The sequence below is a fragment of the Streptomyces sp. NPDC059452 genome (assembly GCF_042750035.1).
Taxonomy (GTDB): domain Bacteria; phylum Actinomycetota; class Actinomycetes; order Streptomycetales; family Streptomycetaceae; genus Streptomyces.
In genome coordinates, this window is record NZ_JBHYVE010000006.1 from 114,316 (window position 1) to 136,673 (window position 22,358).

The 22,358-nt window shown below is 70.4% G+C and carries 20 protein-coding genes and 1 tRNA gene; 13 read left to right on the plus strand and 8 right to left on the minus strand.

All coding sequences use genetic code 11. From position 1 onward, the window contains the following. Positions 1-84 precede the first annotated feature (84 nt). From ACFW9Z_RS11230 to ACFW9Z_RS11270, 9 genes are all read left to right on the plus strand, one after another. Positions 85-3,804, plus strand: a complete 3,720-nt coding sequence (locus ACFW9Z_RS11230) for a ThuA domain-containing protein (protein WP_384637817.1) — start codon at positions 85-87, stop codon at positions 3,802-3,804. A gap of 93 nt (positions 3,805-3,897) precedes the next feature. Beyond that, the gene (locus tag ACFW9Z_RS11235; protein ID WP_384637820.1) at positions 3,898-5,079 is read left to right on the plus strand and encodes an inositol-3-phosphate synthase; all 1,182 of its coding nucleotides are present in this window, start codon (positions 3,898-3,900) and stop codon (positions 5,077-5,079) included. After that, the gene (locus ACFW9Z_RS11240) at positions 5,076-6,734 is read left to right on the plus strand and encodes a UbiA family prenyltransferase (RefSeq protein WP_384637823.1); all 1,659 of its coding nucleotides are present in this window, start codon (positions 5,076-5,078) and stop codon (positions 6,732-6,734) included. Before ACFW9Z_RS11235 ends, ACFW9Z_RS11240 begins: the two co-directional genes overlap by 4 nt. After that, a complete protein-coding gene (locus ACFW9Z_RS11245; protein ID WP_384637825.1) occupies positions 6,731-7,591 on the plus strand; it encodes a sugar phosphate isomerase/epimerase family protein in 861 nt (286 codons plus the stop codon). The genes ACFW9Z_RS11240 and ACFW9Z_RS11245 overlap by 4 nt, the downstream gene beginning before the upstream one ends. Next, on the plus strand, positions 7,585-8,322 hold the full coding sequence (locus tag ACFW9Z_RS11250; RefSeq protein WP_384637828.1) for an EboA domain-containing protein: 738 nt from the start codon (positions 7,585-7,587) through the stop codon (positions 8,320-8,322). The genes ACFW9Z_RS11245 and ACFW9Z_RS11250 overlap by 7 nt, the downstream gene beginning before the upstream one ends. Next, complete coding sequence (locus tag ACFW9Z_RS11255) at positions 8,322-9,170, plus strand: TatD family hydrolase (RefSeq protein WP_384637831.1); 849 nt, start codon at positions 8,322-8,324, stop codon at positions 9,168-9,170. The genes ACFW9Z_RS11250 and ACFW9Z_RS11255 overlap by 1 nt, the downstream gene beginning before the upstream one ends. A gap of 5 nt (positions 9,171-9,175) precedes the next feature. Then, the gene (eboE, locus tag ACFW9Z_RS11260; protein WP_384637833.1) at positions 9,176-10,351 is read left to right on the plus strand and encodes a metabolite traffic protein EboE; all 1,176 of its coding nucleotides are present in this window, start codon (positions 9,176-9,178) and stop codon (positions 10,349-10,351) included. Then, a complete protein-coding gene (locus ACFW9Z_RS11265) occupies positions 10,348-11,766 on the plus strand; it encodes an alkaline phosphatase family protein (RefSeq protein WP_384637836.1) in 1,419 nt (472 codons plus the stop codon). The genes eboE and ACFW9Z_RS11265 overlap by 4 nt, the downstream gene beginning before the upstream one ends. Before the next feature lie 74 nt (positions 11,767-11,840). Then, positions 11,841-12,935, plus strand: a complete 1,095-nt coding sequence (locus ACFW9Z_RS11270; protein WP_384637839.1) for a sugar phosphate isomerase/epimerase family protein — start codon at positions 11,841-11,843, stop codon at positions 12,933-12,935. Between the two features lie 34 nt (positions 12,936-12,969). Here ACFW9Z_RS11270 and ACFW9Z_RS11275 read toward each other — a convergent pair whose 3' ends face one another. Further along, positions 12,970-14,274 (minus strand): DUF2254 domain-containing protein, encoded by a 1,305-nt coding sequence (locus tag ACFW9Z_RS11275; RefSeq protein ID WP_384637841.1) that lies wholly within the window; start codon positions 14,272-14,274, stop codon positions 12,970-12,972. 110 nt (positions 14,275-14,384) lie between these two features. On the opposite strand from ACFW9Z_RS11275, the gene ACFW9Z_RS11280 reads away from it, so the two are divergent. Continuing rightward, positions 14,385-14,472, plus strand: a tRNA-Leu gene (locus ACFW9Z_RS11280). An 88-nt stretch (positions 14,473-14,560) separates the two neighbouring features. Here ACFW9Z_RS11280 and ACFW9Z_RS11285 read toward each other — a convergent pair. Beyond that, complete coding sequence (locus ACFW9Z_RS11285; RefSeq protein ID WP_384637843.1) at positions 14,561-15,838, minus strand: tyrosine-type recombinase/integrase; 1,278 nt, start codon at positions 15,836-15,838, stop codon at positions 14,561-14,563. 29 nt (positions 15,839-15,867) lie between these two features. After that, positions 15,868-16,431, minus strand: coding sequence for a hypothetical protein (locus tag ACFW9Z_RS11290; RefSeq protein ID WP_384637846.1), 564 nt, complete (start codon positions 16,429-16,431; stop codon positions 15,868-15,870). Between the two features lie 156 nt (positions 16,432-16,587). Here ACFW9Z_RS11290 and ACFW9Z_RS11295 point away from each other — a divergent pair, with 156 nt between their 5' ends. From ACFW9Z_RS11295 to ACFW9Z_RS11305, 3 genes are all read left to right on the plus strand, one after another. After that, on the plus strand, positions 16,588-16,752 hold the full coding sequence (locus ACFW9Z_RS11295; RefSeq protein WP_384637849.1) for a helix-turn-helix domain-containing protein: 165 nt from the start codon (positions 16,588-16,590) through the stop codon (positions 16,750-16,752). A 112-nt stretch (positions 16,753-16,864) separates the two neighbouring features. After that, complete coding sequence (locus tag ACFW9Z_RS11300; RefSeq protein ID WP_384637851.1) at positions 16,865-17,239, plus strand: hypothetical protein; 375 nt, start codon at positions 16,865-16,867, stop codon at positions 17,237-17,239. 889 nt (positions 17,240-18,128) lie between these two features. Beyond that, positions 18,129-18,962 carry a recombinase family protein gene (locus ACFW9Z_RS11305; protein WP_384637854.1) on the plus strand — a complete coding sequence of 278 codons (834 nt, stop codon included), beginning with the start codon at positions 18,129-18,131 and terminating at the stop codon, positions 18,960-18,962. Positions 18,963-18,985: 23 nt separating this feature from the next. On the opposite strand, the gene ACFW9Z_RS11310 is transcribed toward ACFW9Z_RS11305, so the two are convergent. From ACFW9Z_RS11310 to ACFW9Z_RS11330, 5 genes are all read right to left on the minus strand, one after another. Beyond that, positions 18,986-19,828 (minus strand): hypothetical protein, encoded by an 843-nt coding sequence (locus ACFW9Z_RS11310; protein WP_384637856.1) that lies wholly within the window; start codon positions 19,826-19,828, stop codon positions 18,986-18,988. Continuing rightward, positions 19,821-20,726 carry an aldo/keto reductase gene (locus tag ACFW9Z_RS11315; protein ID WP_384637859.1) on the minus strand — a complete coding sequence of 302 codons (906 nt, stop codon included), beginning with the start codon at positions 20,724-20,726 and terminating at the stop codon, positions 19,821-19,823. Before ACFW9Z_RS11315 ends, ACFW9Z_RS11310 begins: the two co-directional genes overlap by 8 nt. Beyond that, on the minus strand, positions 20,723-21,910 hold the full coding sequence (locus ACFW9Z_RS11320; protein WP_384637861.1) for a cupin domain-containing protein: 1,188 nt from the start codon (positions 21,908-21,910) through the stop codon (positions 20,723-20,725). The genes ACFW9Z_RS11315 and ACFW9Z_RS11320 overlap by 4 nt, the downstream gene beginning before the upstream one ends. A gap of 14 nt (positions 21,911-21,924) precedes the next feature. After that, positions 21,925-22,062, minus strand: a complete 138-nt coding sequence (locus ACFW9Z_RS11325; RefSeq protein WP_281207503.1) for a hypothetical protein — start codon at positions 22,060-22,062, stop codon at positions 21,925-21,927. Between the two features lie 78 nt (positions 22,063-22,140). Beyond that, complete coding sequence (locus ACFW9Z_RS11330; RefSeq protein ID WP_356149245.1) at positions 22,141-22,263, minus strand: hypothetical protein; 123 nt, start codon at positions 22,261-22,263, stop codon at positions 22,141-22,143. Positions 22,264-22,358: the final 95 nt, after the last annotated feature.

The following is a 22,358-nucleotide window of genomic DNA, read 5'->3' on the forward strand; positions in this document are numbered from 1 at the left end:
TCCGGTGACGCACGCGCGGCAGTCCCCGCGCGGCACGGCACGGCCCCACCCGCCCGTACAACCGGCACTCTCCGGAGGACCTTCGTGCACCGAACCAGAAAGCGGCTCCTGGCCCGGACCCGCGTCCGTAAATCGCTGGCACTGTTCACCGGCGGACTCCTCGCCGCCGCGACCCTGACCCTCGGCTCCGCCCCCGGAGCCACCGCCCACCCGGGCCACCCCGGGCACGAGGCGCCCGTGGCGGAGGACTTCCAGCAGGTCACCCTCGCCAAGGGCGTCGAGGAGACCGGCGAGCCCATGTCGCTGGCCGTCCTCCCCGACCGCAGCGTCCTGCACACCTCGCGCGGCGGCGAGCTGCGGATCACCGACAGCGCCGGCAACACCAAGATCTCCGGCACCCTCCCCGTGTACACGCACGACGAGGAAGGGCTCCAAGGCGTCGGCGTCGACCCGGACTTCGCCGACAACCGGGCCATCTACCTCTTCTACGCACCCCCGTTGGACACCCCGCCGGGCGACGCACCCGAGACCGGGACCGCCGCCGACTTCGCGAAGTTCGACGGCGTCAACCGGCTCTCCCGCTTCGTCCTGAACGAGGACGGCACGCTCGACACCGCCAGCGAGAAGAAGGTTCTGGACGTCCCCACCTCGCGCGGCATCTGCTGCCACGTCGGCGGTGACATCGACTTCGACAAGGACGGGAACCTCTACCTCTCCACGGGCGACGACACCAACCCCTTCGCCTCGGACGGGTACACCCCGATCGACGAACGCCCGGACCGCAACCCGGCGTTCGACGCCCAGCGCACCTCCGGCAACACCAACGACCTGCGCGGCAAGATCCTGCGCATCAAGGTCGCCGAGGACGGCTCGTACACCGTCCCCGAGGGCAACCTCTTCGCACCCGGGACGGACAGGACCCGCCCCGAGATCTACGCGATGGGCTTCCGCAACCCCTTCCGCTTCTCCGTCGACCAGGCCACCGGCATCCTGTACGTCGGCGACTACGGCCCCGACGCCGGTTCGGCCGACCCGAAGCGCGGGCCCTCGGGCCAGGTCGAGTTCGCCCGGGTGACGAAGGCGGGCAACTTCGGCTGGCCGTACTGCGTCGGCGAGAACGAGCCGTACATCGACTACGACTTCGCCACCAAATCCTCCGGCGCCGCCTTCGACTGCGCGGGCCTCAAGAACGAGTCGCCGCACAACACCGGCCTCGTCGACCTGCCGCCCGCCGAGGCCGCCTGGATCCCGTACGACGGCGGCTCGCTGCCCGAGTTCGGCAGCGGCTCCGAGTCCCCGATGGGCGGACCGGTCTACCGCTACGACGCCGACCTCGACTCCCCGGTCAAGTTCCCCGAGGCCTACGACGGCGACTTCTTCGCCGGAGAGTTCGGCCGCCGGTGGATCAAGCGCATCGAGCAGGACGCCGACGGTGCCGTCCAGTCCATCAACGACGTGCCGTGGTCCGGTACGCAGATCATGGACATGGCCTTCGGTCCCGATGGGGCGCTCTACGTCCTGGACTACGGACTCGCCTGGTTCGGCGGCGACGAGAACTCCGCGCTCTACCGCATCGAGAACGCCACCGGAGGCCGCTCACCCATCGCCGAGGCCTCGGCCGACAAGACGTCCGGCATCGCGCCCCTGGAGGTGACGTTCTCCTCGGCGGGCACCGAGGACGGTGACGGCGACCCGCTCACGTACGCCTGGGACTTCGGTGACGGCGGAACCTCCACGGCCGCCGACCTCACGCACACGTACACGGAGAACGGCACCTACACCGCCACCCTCACCGCCGAGGACCCGACCGGCCGCACCGGTTCTGCCAGCGTCCACATCACGGTCGGCAACACCGCCCCGACCGTCGAGCTGGTGCTCCCCGAGGACGGGCAGCTCTTCGAGTTCGGTGACTCCGTGCCGTTCGAGGTGAACGTCAGCGATCCGGAGGACGGGACCATCGACTGCACCAAGGTCGAGGTCAAGTTCACCCTGGGCCATGACAGTCACGGCCACGACATCACCACCGAGCACGGCTGCGAGGGCACGATCAAGACCGCCATGGAGGGCGGCCATGACCCCAACGCCAATATCTACGGCGGTATTTCGGCCTCCTACACCGACAACGGCGGTGGCGGCCAGGCCAAGCTGACCGGCAGGGACCAGGCGCGCCTCCAGCCCAGGCACCGGCAGGCCGAGCACTTCGACGACTCCTCCGGCGTCACCACGCCCAGCAAGAGCAGCGCACACGGCGGCAAGACCGTCGGTGACATCCACAACGACGACTGGATCTCCTTCAGGACCTACGTCCTGGGCGGCACCACCAAGCTCACCGCCCGGATCTCGTCGGCCGGTTCGGGCGGCTTCCTCGAAGTACGCACCGGATCGCCCACCGGCCCGCTCCTCGGCTCGGGCCCCGTCCCGGTGACCGGCAGCTGGGACACCTTCCAGGACATCGACATCCCGCTCCAGGGGGCGCCGACGGAGCAGACGGATCTCTTCCTCGTCTTCAAGGGCGGCGACGGTGCGCTCTACGACGTCGACGACTTCGAACTCCTCGGCAGCCCGGTCGCCGAGAACGCCAAGCGCGTCCTGGTCTTCTCCAAGACCGCCGGCTTCCGCCACGACTCCATCCCGGACGGCATCGCCGCACTGAAGGAGATCGGCGAGGACACCGACATCACCGTCGACTCGACCGAGTCCGCCGATGAGTTCACCGCCGCCAACCTCGCCCGCTACGACGCCGTCGCCTTCCTCTCCACCACCGGTGACGTCCTCGACGCCGAACAGCAGAAGGCGTTCGAGGAGTACGTGGCCAACGGCGGCGGTTACGTCGGCATCCACGCGGCCGCCGACACCGAGTACGACTGGGAGTTCTACGGCGGCCTCGTCGGCGCCTACTTCGACTCGCACCCGCACATCCAGCCCGCCACCGTCCGCGTCGAGGACCACGACCATCCGGCCACCGCGCACCTGGACGAGGAGTGGGAGCGCACCGACGAGTGGTACAACTACCGCACCAACCCCCGTGACAAGGCGAAGGTGTTGGCCACTCTCGACGAAACCACCTACAGCGGCGGCAACATGAAGGGCGACCACCCGATCTCCTGGTGCCAGAGCTACCAGGGCGGCCGCTCCTTCTACACCGGCCTCGGCCACACCAAGGAGTCCTACGCCGAACCGGCCTTCCGCCAGCATGTGTCGGGCGGACTGCGTTACGCCACCGGCCAGGTCGAGGCCGACTGCGAGCCGGACAAGGGCTACCGGCCCCTCTTCAACGGCAAGACGTCGGAGGGCTGGAAGCAGGCCGGTCCCGGCAACTTCTCCATCAGCGACGGCGCCCTGCACTCCGAGGGCGGCATGGGCCTGCTCACGTACCAGGCCAAGGAGCTGAAGGCGTACTCGCTCAAGCTCGACTGGAAGATGGCCGGTGACGACAACTCCGGTGTCTTCGTGGGCTTCCCGGAGTCCGACGACCCCTGGTCGGCGGTGAACAACGGCTACGAGATCCAGATCGACGCCACCGATGCCGCCGACCGCACCACGGGCGCCGTCTACGGCTTCCAGTCGGCCGACATCGAGGCCCGTGACCGCGTCCTGCGGCCGCCGGGCGAGTGGAACAGCTACGAGATCAAGGTCCAGGGCGAACGCCTGCGGGTCTTCCTCAACGGAACGAAGATCAACGACTTCACCAACACCGACCCGGCCCGCAGCCTCAAGGACGGCTACATCGGCCTCCAGAACCACGGACCCGACGACCATGTGTCCTTCCGCAACATCCAACTGAAGGAGCTGCCCTCGACGTAGGGCGGCCACCTCTGCCGACGACGGGCGGGGGAAGCGCTCGCACCTTCCCCCGCCCGCCGTCCTCCACCCCCTCATCCCCCAGGGAGGCAGCCCGTGACCGCACATGCCGATCGTGAAGGCCGTACGCCTACGCAGAGTTCACGCCGTGGAGGAGCCGACAGCCCGGGCCACCGCACGGGCGTCTGGTTCATCGGAGCACGCGGCTCCGTCGCCACCACCGCCACCGCGGGGTGCGCGGCCGTCGCGGCGGGCCTCCATCCGCCCACCGGCATGGTCACCGAGACACCGCCCTTCGCCGACAGCGGCCTGCCGCCCCTGACCTCGCTGGTCTTCGGCGGCCACGACACCCTGGACTGCCCGCTCGCCAAACGGGCCGAGGCGCTCGCCGAGGGCGGCGTCCTGCCGTACCGCCTTCCCACCGCCGTACGCGCCGAACTCGACGCGGCCGACGCCGAGATCCGCCCCGGCGGACCGCTCCCCGGCGACACCCGCACCGACGGGGAACTCATCGCCGCGTTCGCCGCCGACCTCACCGATTTCGCCCGCCGCCACGAGCTGGCCCGCACGGTCGTCATCAACGTCTCCTCCACGGAACCGGCCCCCGGCCCCGACGACCCGCGACTCCCCGCCAGCTCCCTCTACGCGGCCGCCGCACTCCGCGCAGGCTGCTCCTACGTCGACTTCACCCCCTCCACGGGCCTGCGCGCCCCCGCCCTGGCCGACACCGTCGCCGTCTGCGGACTTCCTCACGCCGGACGCGACGGCAAGACCGGCCAGACGCTGCTCCGCTCCGTGCTCGCCCCGATGTTCCTCCAGCGTGCCCTGCCCGTACGGGCCTGGTCCGGGTCGAACCTGCTGGGCGGCGGGGACGGGGCGGCGCTGGCTGACCCGGGGGCGGCCGCCGCCAAGAACGCGGGCAAGGAACGCGTCCTCGCCGACACGTTCGGTACGGCTCCCGAGGGGGAGGTCCACATCGACGACGTACCGGCGATGGGGGACTGGAAGACGGCCTGGGACCACATCGCCTTCGACGGCTTCCTCGGCTCCCGGATGGTCCTCCAGACCATCTGGCAGGGCTGCGACTCGGCCCTCGCCGCCCCGCTCGTCCTGGACCTGGCTCGGCTGCTCGCCCGCTCGCACGAGGCGGGACTCAGCGGCCCCCGGCCGGAGCTGGGCTTCTACTTCAAGGACCCGGACGGCGGCACCTCGGCCGCGCTCGCCGAGCAGTACGCCACCTTGCTGGCCTTCGCCGATCGGCTGCGGGGCGTGGCATGAGGCGGCGGCTGCGGGCCCTGTCGGCGCTCGGGGTGGGCCTGCGGGCGCCCGTCCGGGCCCAGGGCCGTGCCCCCGAAGACAGCCTGTCCGGTACGGGTGGGACTGCGCCCGCACCGGGCAGGCGCCCAACGTCCCCCGGGCGCGGGAGAGGGGACACGGTGCGGGCCTGGACCGAACTGTTCCGGGTCTCCGCGCTGTTCTCCGTGCCGGGGGACGCACTGGCCGGGGCCGCGGCGGTGGGCCGCAGCCCCGGCCGTGGCACCGCGCTCGCGATCGGCGCCTCGCTCTGCCTGTACGAGGCCGGGATGGCGCTCAACGACTGGGCGGACCGCGAGGAGGACGCCGTCGACCGCCCGCACCGCCCGATCCCCTCGGGCCGCATCAGCCCGCCCGCCGCCCTGGGCGCGGCCGGGGTCCTGACGGCAGCGGGCCTGACCCTCGCGGCCCGGTCCGGCCGTCCGGCCCTGACGGTCGCCACGGCCCTGGCAGCCACGGTCTGGGCCTACGACCTCCACCTGAAGCACACGAAGGCAGGCCCGGCAGCGATGGCTACGGCCCGCGCCCTGGACCTGCTGCTGGGAGCGACGGCGACGGCGACGGTGACGGGGGCGGTGGGGGAGAGGGGCACGGCCATGGCCACGGCGTCGGCGTATGCCGGTACGGGGCCGGGCCCGGGGCCCCGCGCCACGCCTCCGACGCGGGTCGGGGCCGTACCGACCGCCGCGCTTCCCGTGGGCGTCGGGGCCGTACCGACCGCCGGGGCCACCACGTTCCCCGTGGGTGTCGGGGCCGTACCGCCCATCGGACCCGCCACGCCTTCCCTGGGCGTCGGCCCTGCAGCAGACTTCGGGCCGGACAACGTTGCCGGAGCCTCCGGGCCCGCGCTCGGCGTCGTTGCCGCCCTGGCCGCCGTGCTCCCCGCCCTCCCCGCCGCTGTGGTGCTCGGGGCGCACACCTACGGCGTCACCGCCGTATCCCGCCACGAGGCACAGGGTGGATCCACCGCCGTACCGCTCGCGGTCCTCGCCACGACGGCGGCGCTGGGCGCGGCGGTGCTCGCGACACATGGGGGACGCCGTATCGGGCAGCCAGCTCCCGTCGGTCCCGGGCACGCCGGTCCTGGGCACGCCGGTCCCGGGCACGCCGGTCCTGGGCACGCCGGTCCTGGGCACGCCGGTCCTGGGCACGCCGGTCCCGGGCACGTCAGCCCCGGGCTTGCCGGACCATGGCCTGCCGCACTTGGGCACGCCGGACTTGGGTTTTCCACCCCCGGCCTCGCCAGCCGCAGGGCCGCCGCGACCGGCCCCGGCGCTTCTGCCCTCACTGCGACCGGCCCGGGGGAGCACCACCCCCGCCAGGCCCCCGCCCCCACCTTGCAGACGGCATACGGACCGGCCCACCCCCACCACGGCACCTCCCTCCTCCTCACCGCCTTCACCGGCGCCTACCTCCGTACCGCAGGGCCACCCCTCCTGCGCGCCGCACTCAACCCGTCCCCGCCCCTGACCCAGCGTGCGGTCGGCGGGGGCATCCGGGCCATGATCCCGCTCCAGGCCGCGCTCGCCGCCCGGGCCGGAGCGCCCGGCTCCGGTCTTGCCGTCATGGCACTCGTCCCCCTCGCCCGCGCCCTCGCCCGGAAGGTGAGCCCCACATGACCCTCCACCTCGGTTACGGCACCAACGGGCTCACCGACCTCCGCCTCGACGACGCCCTCGGGCTCCTCGCCGACCTCGGGTACGAGGGCGTCGGGCTGACGCTCGACCATATGCACCTGGACCCCCTCGCCCCGGACCTCGCCGAACGCACCCGTCGGGTCGGCCTCCGGCTCACCTCCCTCGGGCTCCGGGTCACCGTCGAGACCGGCGCCCGCTATGTCCTGGACCCGCGCCGCAAGCACGGTCCCTCCCTCCTCGACCCGGACCCCGATGCCCGGGCCGCGCGCACCGCGCTGCTCGTCCGGGCCGTGGACGTGGCCGCCGAACTCGGCGCGCACGCCGTCCACTGCTTCAGCGGCATCACCCCGCCGGGCACCTCGGCGGACACCGCCTGGAAGCGGCTGACCGAAGCGATCACCCCTGTACTCGACGCCGCCGACCGCTCGGGCATCCCCCTCGCCATCGAGCCCGAACCCGGTCACCTCCTCGCCACCCTCGCCGACTTCCACCACCTCCGTGCCCTCCTCGGTGACCCGCCACCCCTCGGCCTCACGCTCGACATCGGCCACTGCCAGTGCCTGGAGGAGGCACCGCCCGTGCAGTGCGTCCAGGACTCCGCCCCCTGGCTCCGCCACGTCCAGATCGAGGACATGCGGCGCGGCGTCCACGAGCACCTTCCGTTCGGCGACGGGGAGATCCACTTCCCGCCCGTGCTCGCCGCTCTCGCCGCCGCCGACTACCAGGGCCTCACCGTCGTCGAACTGCCCCGCCACTCGCACGCGGGCCCCGAACTCGCCCGCACCTCCATCGCCTTCCTGCGCGGGGCCATGACCCCCAAGGGGGGAGCACCGTGCTGAAGTCCCGCAAGGAACTCGACGCCGAACTCGGCGGAGCCGCCCGCGCCTGGCTCGACGAGGCCCTGGCCGAGGCCGCGCACGACGCAACGGCCCGCGAGACCACACACGAAACCGCACGCGAGACCACACACGAAACGGCCCACGAGACCGCACCGGCCGGAAACGCGCCCACCGATGACACCGACGGCATCGGGGCCGCCGTGCCCCACTCCCCGTACACCTCCCCTCCCTGGGAACTCCGCTACGCCACCGCCGGCCGGCACTGCGGTCCGGTCCACGCCGACTCCGTACGCTCCCTCCTGCTCATCGAGGCCCGCGCCCCGCTGCCCACCGTCACCCGGCTCTACGAACAGGGCACCGCCGCCGAACGTCGAGCCGTCCTGCTCACCCTGCACCGCCTCGACCTCGGCTCCACGGCCCTCCCGCTCGTCGAGGACGCCCTGCGTGCCAACGACACCCGGCTGGTGTCCGCCGCCGTCGGCCCGTACGCCGCAGCGCACCTGGACCCGCACGCCTGGCGTCACGCCGTACTGAAGTGCCTGTTCACCGGGGTGCCGGTGGAGGCCGTCGCCCGGCTCGGCGAGAGGGCCCGGGGAGACGCCGAACTCGCGCGGATGCTGCGCGACTTCGCCGCCGAGCGGACCGCCGCCGGCCGCGACGTCCCGGCCGACCTGCGCACCGTCCTCGGTCTTGCCCTCGCCACCCCTGCCGCCCCCACGGAGGAGTCCTGATGCGCATCTTCGACCCCCATATCCATATGACGTCCAGGACCACGGACGACTATCAGGCGATGTACGACGCGGGCGTCCGCGCCCTCGTCGAACCCTCCTTCTGGCTCGGCCAGCCCCGCACCTCGCCCGCCAGCTTCTTCGACTACTTCGACGCCCTCCTCGGCTGGGAGCCCTTCCGCGCCTCCCAATACGGCATAGCCCACCACTGCACGCTCGCCCTCAACCCCAAGGAGGCGAACGACCCCCGCTGCACCCCCGTCCTGGACGCCCTGCCCCGCTACCTCGTCAAGGACTCCGTCGTCGCCGTCGGCGAGATCGGCTACGACTTCATGACCCCGGCCGAGGACCACGCCCTCGCCGCCCAGCTCCAGCTCGCCGCCGACCACGGGCTGCCCGCCCTCGTCCACACCCCGCACCGCGACAAGCTCGCCGGTCTCCACCGCACCATCGACGTCATCCGCGCATCGCACCTCCCCCCGGAGCACGTCCTGCTCGACCACCTCAACGAGACAACCGTAAAGGCCGCCACTGACAGCGGCTGCTGGGCCGGGTTCTCCGTCTACCCCGACACCAAGATGGACGAGGACCGGATGGTCACCATCCTCAAGAACCACGGCACCGAGAGGATCCTCGTCAACTCCGCCGCCGATTGGGGAAGGAGCGACCCGCTCAAGACCCGCAAGGTCGCCGACGCGATGCTGAAGGCCGGATTCACCGAGGACGACGTCGACCAGGTGCTGTGGCGCAACCCCGTCGCCTTCTACGGACAGAGCGGCCGCCTCCACCTGGACGTCCCGGCCCCCGACGCCCTCCACGAGGGCAACTCCATCCTGCGCGGCGGGGAGTAGAGGCCATGCGCTTCCGCCACCCGGACGGTTCCACGGTCCACCTCTCCTACTGCACCAACGTCCACCCCGCCGAGACGCTGGACGGCGTCCGCGCCCAGCTCCGCGACCACTGCGAACCGGTCCGCCGCCGCCTCGGCCGGGACCGGCTCGGCATCGGCCTCTGGCTCGCCCGGGACGCCGCCCGCGCCCTCATCAACGACCCCGCCGAACTCCGCGCACTACGCGCCGAACTCGACGGCCGGGGCCTCGAAGTGGTCACCCTCAACGGCTTCCCGTACGAGGGGTTCGGCGCCGACGAGGTCAAGTACCGGGTCTACCGGCCGGACTGGACCGAACCCGACCGCCTCGCCCACACCACCGACCTCGCCCGGCTGCTCGCCGCACTGCTCCCCGACGACGTCACCGAGGGCACCATCTCCACCCTCCCGCTGGCCTGGCGCACCCCCTACGCCACCGACCCCGGGGCCGCCCGCACCGCACGCGCCGCCCTCACCACGCTCGCCCAGCGCCTGGACGCCCTCGCCGAACTCACCGGCAAGTCGATCCGGATCGGCCTCGAACCGGAGCCGGGCTGCACCGTGGAGACCACCGCCGACGCCATCGCCCCGCTCGCCGACATCGGCCACGAGCGGATCGGCATCTGCGTCGACACCTGCCACCTCGCCACCTCCTTCGAGGACCCGGACACCGCGCTCGACGCCCTGACCGCAGCGGGCATCCCGGTGGTCAAGTCCCAGCTCTCCGCCGCCCTGCACGCCGAACACCCCCACCTGCCCGAGGTCCGTACCGCGCTCGCCGCCTTCGCCGAACCACGCTTCCTCCACCAGACCCGCACGCGCACCGCCGCCGGGCTGCGCGGCACCGACGACCTGGACGAGGCCGTCGCGGGCGGGGCGCTCCCGGACTCCACGCCCTGGCGCGCCCACTTCCACGTACCGCTGCACGCGCCGCCCGCGCCCCCGCTCACCTCCACGCTCCCCGTGCTCCGCACCACGCTCGCCCGGCTCGTCGGGGGGCCGGTGCCGCTGACCCGGCACCTGGAGGTGGAGACGTACACCTGGCAGGCGCTCCCCGCCGAACTGCGTTCCCGCACCCGCACCCAGCTCGCCGACGGCATCGCCGCCGAACTCACCCTCGCCCGGGACCTCCTGGTCGACCTCGGCCTCAAGGAGCTGCCATGAGCGCGCCCGAACCCGGAACGGAAACCGCACAGGGGACCGGGGGCCCCACCCCCCTCCTCGTCCTCGACGTCGTCGGCCTCACCCCGCAGCTCCTCGCCCACATGCCGAACCTCACGGCGCTCGGGAAACAGGGCGCGCAGGCCCCCCTCTCCACCGTGCTGCCCGCCGTCACGTGCGCAGCCCAGTCCACCTTCCTCACCGGCACCATGCCCGCCGAGCACGGCATCGTCGCCAACGGCTGGTACTTCCGCGAGCTCGGGGACGTCCTGCTGTGGCGCCAGCACAACGGGCTCGTCGAGGGCGACAAGCTCTGGGACGCGGCCCGCCGCGCCCACCCCGGCTACACCGTCGCCAACATCTGCTGGTGGTACGCGATGGGCGCCGACACCGACTGGACCGTCACCCCACGCCCCGTCTACTACGCCGACGGCCGCAAGGAACCCGACTGCTACACCCGGCCCCCCGCCCTGCACGACGAACTGACCGGGAAACTGGGCACGTTCCCCCTCTTCCACTTCTGGGGCCCCGGAGCCGACCTGGTCTCCTCTCAGTGGATCATCGACGCCACCCGCCACATCATCGCCACCCGCACCCCCGACCTCGCGCTCTGCTACCTGCCCCACCTGGACTACGACCTCCAGCGCTACGGCCCCGACGACCCCCGCTCCCACCGGGCCGCCGCCGACCTCGACCGGGCGATCGCCCCGCTGCTGGCCGACGCCCGTGCCGAAGGCCGTACCGTCGTCGCGCTCTCCGAGTACGGCATCACCCGCGTGAGCCGCCCCGTCGACATCAACCGGGCGCTGCGCCGGGCGGGGTTGCTGGAGGTGCACACGCAGGACGGCATGGAGTACCTCGACACCATGGCCTCCCGCGCTTTCGCCGTGGCCGACCACCAGCTCGCCCACATCTACGTACGCCGTCCCGAGAACCTTGCGGCGACCCGGGCGGCACTGGCCGACCTGCCCGGCATCGACCAGCTCCTGGACGACGAGGGCAAGAAGGCGCACCAACTGGACCACCCCCGCTCCGGCGAGCTGGTCGCCGTGGCGGAGAAGGACGCCTGGTTCACGTACTACTACTGGCTCGACGACGCCCGCGCCCCCGATTTCGCCCAGCTCGTCGAGATCCACCGCAAGCCCGGCTACGACCCCGTCGAGCTCTTCATGGACCCCGAGGACCCCTACGTACGGCTGAAGGCCGTCTCGGCGGTCGCCCGCAAGAAGCTCGGCCTGCGCTACCGCATGGCGGTCGTCCCCCTGGACCCCTCACCTATTCGCGGCAGCCACGGCCGCCTTCCGTCGAGCGACGACGAAGGTCCGCTCATCCTCTGCTCCACCCCCCACGCGTTCACCGGCCGGGTCAGGGCCACCGAAGTGAAGTCCCTGCTCCTCCAGCTTGCCGGACTGCACTGACAATCCCCGTCACGCACCCGGCACCGCACCACACACCCCACGTCCCGTCAGGTCAGCAAGGGAGATACCCGAACATGAGCCGCACCTCCAAGGACACCGAACTCGCCCGCAGACTGAGCCGCCGCAACATCCTCGGCGTCGCCGCCGGAGCCACCGCCGCCACGATCATCGGCACCGCGAGCGCCCAGGCCGCCGCCCGGGACCACGCCCAGAGCACCGGCAAGGGCCCCGGTCACGGACACGACCACGGGCATGGCCACGGCAAGGGCAAGGGGAAGCCCGTCCTGCCCCCCGGCCGCCTCGGCATCCAGCTCTACAGCCTCCGCGACCAGGTCTCCACGCTCGGTTTCGGCCCCGTCTTCACCGAGCTGGAGAAGTACGGCTACGACGAGATCGAGTTCGCGGGCTACACCCAGGGCTCGGCCGGTCCCATCACCCTGGCCCAGCTCAAGCGGCTGGCCAGGGACCACGGCCTCAACCCGATCGGCAGCCACGTCGGCTACTACGACGACAACAACCCCGGCGCCTACACCTTCGCCCAGAACTTGGAGAAGGTCCTGGACGACGCCCAGGCGCTCGGCCTCAAGCACATCGGCACGGCCTCGGGTCCCTTCCGCTACGGCTCCACCGTGGACGGCTGGAAGCGGGCGGCCGACGACTTCAACAGGTACGGGGCCGCCGCCCGTAAGCGAGGCATGAAGTTCTACCAGCACAACCACGCCGAGGAGTTCTCCTTCGCCACCGACAGGCCGAAGGTGCGCCTCTACGACGTCCTGCTCGCCGAGACCGACCCGGACCTGGTCTACCTGGAGCTGGACATCTACTGGGCGTACTGCGCCCAGTTCCGCTTCTCGAAGCGGGTGGACGGCACCCGGGCCCCGCTCGACCCGCTGAAGTACGTCCTCAAGTACCCGGACCGCTACCCCCTCTTCCACGTCAAGGACGGTGTCCGCGACGACACGACGCGTGACGGCTACCGCATGTCGGACGTCGGTGACGGGGACATCGACTACAGGACGTTCCTGTCGAAGGTGACCAACCGGACCCACCACGGCCGGACCTACCACCACTGGCAGGCCGAGCACGACAACCCGGTGGACTCGCTCGCCTTCGCCCGGAAGTCCAGCGAGCACCTGCATTCCCTCCGGACGGGCCGCTGCGGCGACTGACGCGCGCCGCCCATGCCGGACCGGCCGGGGGGGGCTACCCGATGCCCTGCCGGTCCGGCAGCAGGGCGAACTCCCGGTCGGCGGCCACCGGCACGTTCCGCTCCACGGCCTGGACGAGCAGCGCCCGGTGACGTACCAGCGACGGCTTCCGCTCCTCCGGCGTGAGCAGCAGCAGATCGTCCAGCCCCGCCAGCAGTCGGCGCGACACCTGAGGGCTGCCCGCCACACACCACCGGATCTCCTCGAAGGCGAGATCCACCAGGTCGTCCCAGGTCGGCCCCTCCTGCACCAACCGCACCCGGCCGGACCGGTCCCGGTGGTGGACGGTACCGAGCGGCAGGCGCACCACGGCCGCGAGGAACTGCACGATCCGGTCCAGGCACTGGACGGCGGTCGTCGGATCGTTCACGGACGTGGACAGGGCCCGCAGCGCGATGTCCGAAAGCTGACGCAACCCGAACGCCAGATCCTGGTGCAGGGTGCGCTCCACCCCGACGGAGACGGTGTACCGGAGCCGGTGACGTGGCGGTACGGCGCCGCCGTGGACGGCGAGCACCGGGGTCCCGGGCACCACGAAGTCCCCGATCCGGGGGATGAGCCGCAGGACGACGTCCTGCCGCCGGGCGGCCCGGACCAGCCGCGCCGTGTTCACGTCCCGCAGCACCCCGGCCCGCCCCTCGTGCACCACCCGCCCGGTCTCCGGCCCCAGCCCCTCGGGCCCGCCCGGCCCCCTGGGCATCCGGCCGAGCACCCGGAACGAGTCACGCGCGATCCGGTCGACGACCGGCCCGACCTGCATGAGCCGCAGCGTCGAGCTCACGTAGATGATGAACAGCAGCAGGCTCAGCCCGACGAGCACCAGCGTGAGCAGGCTCTGCAACAGGGGGACCGAGACCACCCGGCGCGGGTCGGTCTCACCCTCGTACGAGGCCAGGACCAGCAGCGAGAAGAGGAACGTCGCGAGGAACACCGTCAGCGTGAGCTTGCTGATCCGGCTGCGGACGAAGATCCGCACCACCCGGGGGGTGAGCTGCCCGCTGGCCATCTGCACGGCGACCAGCGAGATGCTGAACACCACACCGATGAACGTCATCATCGCCGAGCTGATCTGGGTGACGATCGTCTTCGTGTCCTGGGCGAAGGAGATCAGGGTGCCGAGCTCGTCGTACGCCTCCTCCCGCTGGAAGAACGCGACGATCTCCTCGTCGATCTCGGAAGCGGCCAGCCACAGCACGAACACGGAGACGAGCCCCAGCGTCGGGGCGAACCAGAACGTGTCGCGCAGATGCTCGCGCAGGGGAGACAGCGGACGGGGCCGGCGGTAGCCGCGATCACTCATGGACGCGAAGGTAGCCCTGACCACCGGATATGCAGGTGAAAGGCGCGTCGAACCCCTGGTATTGTTTTCCATGTCGCCGCGGGGAACACACCGCGAACGACAGACACCTTGTCCGGGTGGCGGAATGGCAGACGCGCTAGCTTGAGGTGCTAGTGCCCTTTATCGGGCGTGGGGGTTCAAGTCCCCCCTCGGACACCAGCAGAGACCCCAGTTCATCTGGGGTTTTTCTGTTTCTCCGGCTGTGGCGTGACCAACCACGTGACCAACAGCCGAGCGAATCTCCTGGTCAGACCAGGGATGACAGGCCGATGCGGGCAGCGCTGGAAGCGGCCAGCTTCTTCGCTCCTTCGGCGCGACGCCTGCCGTACCGCGCCATGGTGTAGCCCGGCGAGTGGTGCCGGGCGTTGGCCGAGACCTCTACCGGGTTCTCGTAGTTGTCGAGATCGTTCGTGATCTTCGATGCCCGCCAGTCGTGCAGCCGGAAGTTGTCCGGCAGGTGCAGACGGTTGCGTGCCGTCCGCCAGCGGGCCGACACCTTCTCGGGGTCCTGTGGTCCGCCTGCCTCGCCCCGGTACAGCTTGAAGCCGTCACGGGCGAACACGAGGTCATGGTCCACCCAGAGATCCCCGAGGCGTTCCCGCTCCGCATCCTGGCGTTCCTTCTGCCACTTCAGGACGTTCATCAGACCTTGGTCTACGTAGATGATCGCGTTGTCGTCTCCGTCCTTGGTCAGCTTCCGCAGCCGGTAGGTGTTGCCTTCCTCGACCACGACCCAGGCCAGTTCGATGGCGCACTCATCCCAGTGGATGAGCGACCACTTCCACCCCAGCACTTCACTGCGGCGGCACGAGGTGGCCGCGTAGGCGGTCCACAGCGGGGCGTCCCGAAGGCAGTGGTGAGCCAGTCCGTCGTCACAGGCCCGGTTGCCGCACGGCTTCCATACCTCTTTGAGGAAGTGCGTCGTCTCGTGATCGTTGAGGGTGGGGAAGTCCGGCTGTGCCGCCTTGATCTGCCGCTCCGTGGGCGGGTTGGCGGTGTGGGCCGGGTTGACCGCGAGGAGCTTCCTCGGTCCGGTCACCGAGTCCAGCGCGGCCGAGATGATGTTGTGGATGTGGCGGACGCTCTTGGGGCCGAGCGGCTTGTTCCCGTTCGCCTCGATGGGCGTGCTCTCCAAGAGCCGGTACAGCTCGTCCAGCCGCTCGTCCGTCACCTCCACCACCTTGACCTTGCCTATGTGCGGCTTGATGTGCAGCCGGATCTTCGGCTCGTACCCCTCCTTCGTGGTGTCCTCGCCCCGGTGCTTGGCAAGCCATCCGTCCATGAGCTGTCCCATGGTCATGTCGGAGCGGGGTGTGAGGGTGCCTGCCTCGTGGTCGGTGTGCCACTTGCGAAGCGCCCGTTCCGCCTCGGTCTTGTTCTTGTACTCCCGGCCTATCCAGTAGCGCTCCCTCTTGCCCGTCGCCGGGTTGAAGTGCAGGGGCGTACGCACGCCCCAGGTGTTCGGTCGGCCCGTGCGCGGGATCTCCACCGGAGTCCCACCGAGCCCGTTGCCGCGCTTTGCCACCCGGCTACTTCCCCCCTCTGTCCCAGCCGTTACGGCTGTCGTACCTGTTCGACATTGATCCCCCTCAGCGTTTCGACCGCCTTGTCTGTGAGCTGCCCGCCCGCCTTGCCCTCGACCTTGGTCAGGAAGCCGCGCTGACGTGCCGCCCGGAGGTGGCCCTTCAACGTGGCCTGCTTCGTCCCCGTCCACAGCTCAAGGTCTTGGGCGGGTGCACGGCGCCCGGCGTTCACGAAGCGCACGTACAGGGCGGAGAGCACGGCGAGGTACTCGTCCGACACCCCCTTGGGCAGGCCGGCCAGCTCACGCCGGAAGTTCTCGACCGCCTGTTGCCCTGAGTGGGCCAGCTCTGCCAGCGACCCCACCTCCTCCGCGAACGAGGCTGTGTCGATCTGCCGCAGGACCGTGCTGGTGATGCCGCGCGCCACCTCTTGCAGGTCCCCGTCCTCGTGCGGCTCGATCCGGATTTCGCGGGGGTTGCCCGAGGTGGAGTCGAGCGGAAGCCACATGGTGACCTTCCATGCCCCGATGCGCTGTACCTGTTCGACGCCCGCACGAGGCGCAACGCTGCCCTCGTGATCGTTGGTGTTCGTCATGAGCGACAACGTACGGAACCCAACCGCATCAGGCAAGTCAGGGCGTGACGCATCCGGCTTTGACTGAACCAGACTGATAGCGCAGGATGGGCAGCCCGTGGGAGGAGCCGTTCCTTCCGTCGACAGAGGAGCCGTCCTTTGCAGAATGCCCGCCTGATGAGCGTCGCCGACCTTGCCGAGTACCTGGGCGTGACGCCCGCGTGGGTCTACAACAACCACCGAGCACTCAACATCCCCGCCCGCAAGATCGGCGGACACCTCCGCTTCCGACCCGCCGACGTAGACCGCTGGATCGAACGGGACTGTCGGGAAGCCGCCTGACCTGAAACCAACCCCAAGCCAGCCCAACGGCTGGCCGTGCCTACCAGAAGGGAGCACATGCGAACCACCGACTCCGGCGCCCACCACGCCGCACAGGAAGGATCACCACTCAGTGCGCATCGACTTTGGACCCGGCATCGAGTGGGGCGGCCTCTCTCAGGCGCAATGCGAATGCATGGCCAGGGATGATCGGCACCCGCTGACCTACCGCGTCTACTTCGCCGCCCTGTGGAGGGCGAACCAGATAGGTCACGCCGAGTTCCGCATGGGCGAGCTGGCCGGAATCCTCGCGGGTGATGACGGGGTCATCCCGTCCAGGCAGAGCGTCACGAACGCGGTCGGCCGAGCCAAGGCGCTCAGCCTCATCGGGTACGACTCAACCGCCCGATGCCTCACCCTGCCCCATCACCACTTTCAGAAGGGCGGCCGAGGGGGCCGCAGGTGCAGCGTGCACGGCGACGCCAGCCCTTGGATACACGTGGCCTGAGCACTCGCCCACGCGGGCCGACACGCGCCACGTGTACAAACTCCCGAAACGTACACGTCAGGCGTGGCGGAGGGCCACGCCCCGCGTGTCGCGGCATACGCCTTGACCAGGGGAAACGCTCGTCTCCTCTTTATCTATCTCAGTAGGCTCCAAGCCGTACGAGCCTGGGCCCCTCTCGGGGCCGACAGGACGAAGACACTTACGTACGTTCAGCGGCGAAGAGGCAAGCAGTAGTCGCGGCCTCCGGCCGCACAGCCGAAAGCCGCTTCGACAAGGCGGCCCCGAAGGGGGCCGACATCAGGAAGACCAGGAAGCTAGCCAGGTGGGGCGCTGCCGCGCCCCCATAGCGCGAAGCCCCTTCGACGTACGACAAGGGCGTGGGCCGCTTACGCGGCCACAGAGCGAAGCCACTTACGCCAAGCCCTCGAAGGGCTTCATTCTTGTGCAGGCTCCGAGCGCCGGCCAGGCCAGGCACAGCGCCCCCGCCTGCCACTTCTCCGCCACTGCCTATCTTCGCCGCTGCCCTGACGAGGTCTGGAACCGTGGCGGAATCTGAGCTGCTAAGACATGGCGGTCGCGGCCTCCGTGTTCAGGGGGTCATACCCCCACCCCTTCGCCTTCGCCTCGTACGCCTTGGCTGTCTGCTTCGCCGTCGCCGTGGTACATCGTGAGCCTTCCCTTCGCCGTTGCCCTGTCGAACATGAGCACCGGGACCACGGGCAACGCGGAGAGTGATCGCGAAAAGGCGTCTCAATAACCTTCGATAGTGAGACGGTCTGACCGCCCTTGGGTGGTGTCCGTTTCACCCTCACTTCATCGTCTCGAAACCCGTCTCAAAAGATCCATCTCGCGACTCGCTTTTGAGACACGTTTATGAGACGGTCTTGCCATGACCACGAACACCCCGGCCGATCAGGTCGAGCGTCATCCCTGCCCGAAGTGCGAAGCCCCCGCCGGTAGCCCCTGCCGTACGGGAGCGGGCAAGGTGGCAGCGAACTACCACGCGGGCCGCTTCGCCCTCGTGCCCTCACTCAAAGCGGAACTCACCGTGAAGACCCCGGCCGACCGCAACCCCGGTAAGCGGTGGGTGCAGGGTGAGCCCGTGCCTGTGGTGGCTGAAGCCGTGCCGGGCGCAGCGATACGACTGGGCTATGCCAGGTGCAGCACGGTTGGGCAGGAACTACAGAGCCAGTTGGACATGCTCGCCCGTGCCGACTGCGCTCGCGTCTTCTCCGAGAAGATCAGTACCCGCGTGAAGGAGCGGCCGGAACTGGAAAAGGCGCTCACTCTCGCACGGGAGTTCAAGGCCGCAGCCCCGGACCAACCGGTGATCCTCACCGTGGTGGAGATGAAGCGCCTTGCCCGCAACGCGGCAGAACTCATGACCCTCTCGTCCACGCTCCAGAAGGACGGCATCCAACTGGAACTCCTCTCCGGTCCCTTGCAAGGCGTGTACGACCCGAACGGGGCGGGAGCCATCGTGTTCGCCGTCCTGGCCGTGGCCGCAGAGGTGGAGCGGGAAGGCATCCGGGAAAAGACGTTGGAGGGGCTGGACACTGCGGCCCGCAAGGGCAACCACGGTGGACGCCCCTCCGTCGTGGACGACGACAAGCTAGCCGTAGCCCGTGCTCGGCACGCCAAGGGAGAGAGCGTCACGGCCATTGCCAAGGCGCTGGGAATCTCCCGGGCCACCTTGTACCGGCACATCGGTGAGAGCGCCTGAGACAGGCGCACAGGGGCGCGCAGTCAGGCGCTCACCTCCGAGTGCACCGGGACGGGCGGGCGCACCCCGGTGAGCGCCTCTGCACGGGCCACCAGGCGGGGCGCAAGGTCGGGATACCAGCCACGGGCTACGGCTTGCAGCATCTCGGCCAGGGCCGCGAGTTCCCCGATTCGGCCGGCCGGGGTGTCGAGGATCGGCGCGAACTCCTTGCGGATGCGGGCGGCTACGTCGGGCACAAGCAGGCTGTTGGCGTGGAGGAGTCCCGCGTCGTAGCCGAAGGGCACCCGTCCCCACCGCTCCCAGTCCAGCAGGCACAGGGGCGCGGCGCTGAGGTTGCCCCAGTGCAGGTCGCCGTGACCGGTCACCCGCTCCACCTTGGCGGGAGCAGGGACGCCGAGGAACTGGGGGAAGGCTCGTTCGATCCATCCGTCCCGCACGGTTGCCTTCACTCCCTCCGCTTCAGCGAGGAGGGCCAGGGCTTGGCGGAGGTCCGCCCACCACTCGTCAGGCAACCCCGGGTCGTGGTCGATGTCGGCCCGGTCCGGGGACACGATGGGTTGCGTGAGGTAGTCCAGGACTTCCGATTCGAAGGCCCACTCGCCGTCAGTCCAGTCATGCACCGCGTACAGGTAGGGGCGGGGCACGCCGTCAGGCACCAGCTCCGAGGCGCCGACGATGCCTTCCCCCGCCTTCCTGCCCGCGTTCCTCTTCGCCGTCCGACTGACCCGTAGCCACCGGTCCTCCGCTCGGCGTCCGAGGGTGACACCGAGGAAGCCCCACGCCAGCGGCCCCGTGCAGGTAAGGCCCAGTGCCTTGGCCGCCCGGTCGTGGGCGGCCTCCATCAGGCCCTGTACCTCCTTATTCACCGGCGAGTTCATCCGTCACCCTCCTGAGTTCCTGGGCCGTCAGTGGCGCAGCCAGAGCCTTGGCCACATCGTCCCAGTGCTCGCGGGTGCTCGCGGAGGTGAGGACGACATCGAGGCCGGGGCACGAGCCAGCGGCCAGCAGGGCAGCGGCTGCGGCCGACAGGCCGGGGCGGATGAGGTTCACCAGTTCGGGTGTCATGGCGTCGAGGAGTTCGCCCCCGTGCAGCGGAGTGGAGCCGAACGTGATCAGCCCCGCGTCCTTCGCCTGCACCAGGGGTCCGCCGCCGTTCAGGGCCTGTGTGATCGGGGCGTCCATGATCAGGCTGACGGGCATCTGCAAGCCCGTGAAGTGGTGCTCGGCGGAACCAGCCGCCTGCCGGGCGAGCGCGAGCAACTCGGGGACGCTGAACGCTCCGGAGGTCAGGCCCGACCAGGTAGCGACGCCGTACCCGCCGATCCTGTCCGCACGGGCGGACTCTTCCAGCGCCGTGAAGGCTTCCCGTACGCGCCCGTGCAGAACGGCACGGTCAAGGCCGTGCCCGTGGTGCTCGGGGTTGTGGACGAACACCAGGTCCACGCGCCCGAGCGCGGCCAACGACCGCTCCGTCTGCCAGCGGACGAAGCCCCGCTCAAGGCTGTGCCTACCAGCCACCTCTGCCCTGGTGAGCACGCCCTCAGCCAGGGCGGTGCGGCCCTGCTCCGCTGTGAAGAACCCCGTCTTCGTGGCTACCCGCACGGTCGGGTACTCCCCGAGAACCGGGCGCAGTTCCTCATGCGCCCGACCACGGGCGTAGTTGGGTGCCGTGTCCACCCAGGGACTACCGGCCGCCAGGGCGGTGCGTGCCGCCCGACTGACGGCACGCACGCGGTATGTCCCCAGGCAGAGCGCGGCGGTCACAGCGCCGTCCCCACGACTGCGACGGCGTGGCCGTCGATGAGGACGGAGACCAGTTCGGCCACCTCCTTGACCTCAAGCCCGGCGGAGTCGGCGAGTTCGCCGAGCGTGGTCGGCTGGTTGGTCAGCAGCGTGCCCAGCGCGGGCGCGGCGGACTCGGCGAAGTCCCAAGCCGTACCGGCCGCAGAGAAGGTGACCGTGCCCTGTTCGCGGTTCGCCGTCAGGCGGCCCCTCGGAGTGGTGAGCTTGACCGTGATCTCCCCCCGTGCGGGGAGGCCGTCCACGTAGGGCAGGGACGGAATCGCGTGACCCAGGTCCGTCGTGTCGATCGACTCTGCCCACCGCTCCACGAGGCGGGGGTCCGCCATCATGTCGGCCACCTCATGGCGCAGCGCGTCGGTGAAGTCCGACTGTTCCGCCAGCGAGCCGAAGCGCGGGATGTCCCTGCGGAGCGCGAGGGACGCCCGAAGCTGATCGACGACCCACAGCATCAGGTCAGCGCCCGTGTGCGGGACCATGCCGAACGTCAGGTGAAGGGATTCCGTCCCCTGGTCAGCGGTGACCGCGTGCCACCAACCGCGCGGCAGGTAGAGCACGTCACCCGGGGACAGAACGAGATCCGCCATCGGGTCGCCCTCCGGCTCCTCCGGCGACTCCACGTCCCGGAAGGTGGGCGCCTCACGGGTCATCCCCCACAGGCGCCACCGCTTCGAGCCGTGCAGTTGGACCACCACCACATCGTGGTCATCCCAGTGCCGGCCGAAGCCCTCCCGCTCGGTCCACGAGGCGTACACGTTGGCCTGCACGGAAGTTCCGAGGAAGCGTTCCAGTGCCTCCGCAGCCGCCCCCACGGCGGGGTGGATCTTCTCCACCGCGTCAAGGACCAGCGACGCCCCGTCCCTGAGCTGGGCGTGGAAGTCGGACGGCTGGATGCGGGACCAGGTGACCGCGCGGCGGTTCGTGGTGGGGATCGCGTAGCGGTGGAGTGGGACCATCTCGCCGTCGACCGACAGGCGCAGCCGGGGCGGCTCCAGCCGCTGCGTGGCGATGATCCGATTCAGGTCATCCCAGGAGAACAAGCCCGCCGTGTCGGCGACCCCGGGGAAGTGCGCGTATGAGCGGTGGTACGTCTGGGCGAGGAACCTGTCCCCGCCCAGACGCCCCGCCCACGAGGCTGCATCAAGCAACGTGGGCGCTCCCGTCAGTCGTTGCCGTCGGAACGGCCACTGCTGACGTCAGACTCCTGCTCGGCACGGGTGCGCGCGGCCACGATCTTCCGCTTCGCGACGAGCAGGCCACCCCCCTCGGGGGCCACGGAACTGGTGTTCTCTTCCACCATCGGACTACCTCTCTCTTCTCGGGGACTCCCGCCCGGGATCAGGCGGGAAGCAAAGGGGGCCAACGGCGAGCCCGGCGGTTACCGGATCGCCAGGGCTCCGGCGAGAACCACGGCACAGCCGCCGAGGATCATGGCCAGGTACAGCGGCCCCGCGTACCGGCCGAAGTGGCGCAGCACCCAGCGGCCCAGGCCACGGCTCACGCCGTCTTCGGCTCCGCCGCGACAGGACGGAGATCACTCACAGACGGCGAGCTGCGGCCCGTACACCGAGGGCACCCGCAGGGCGGGTACTTGGT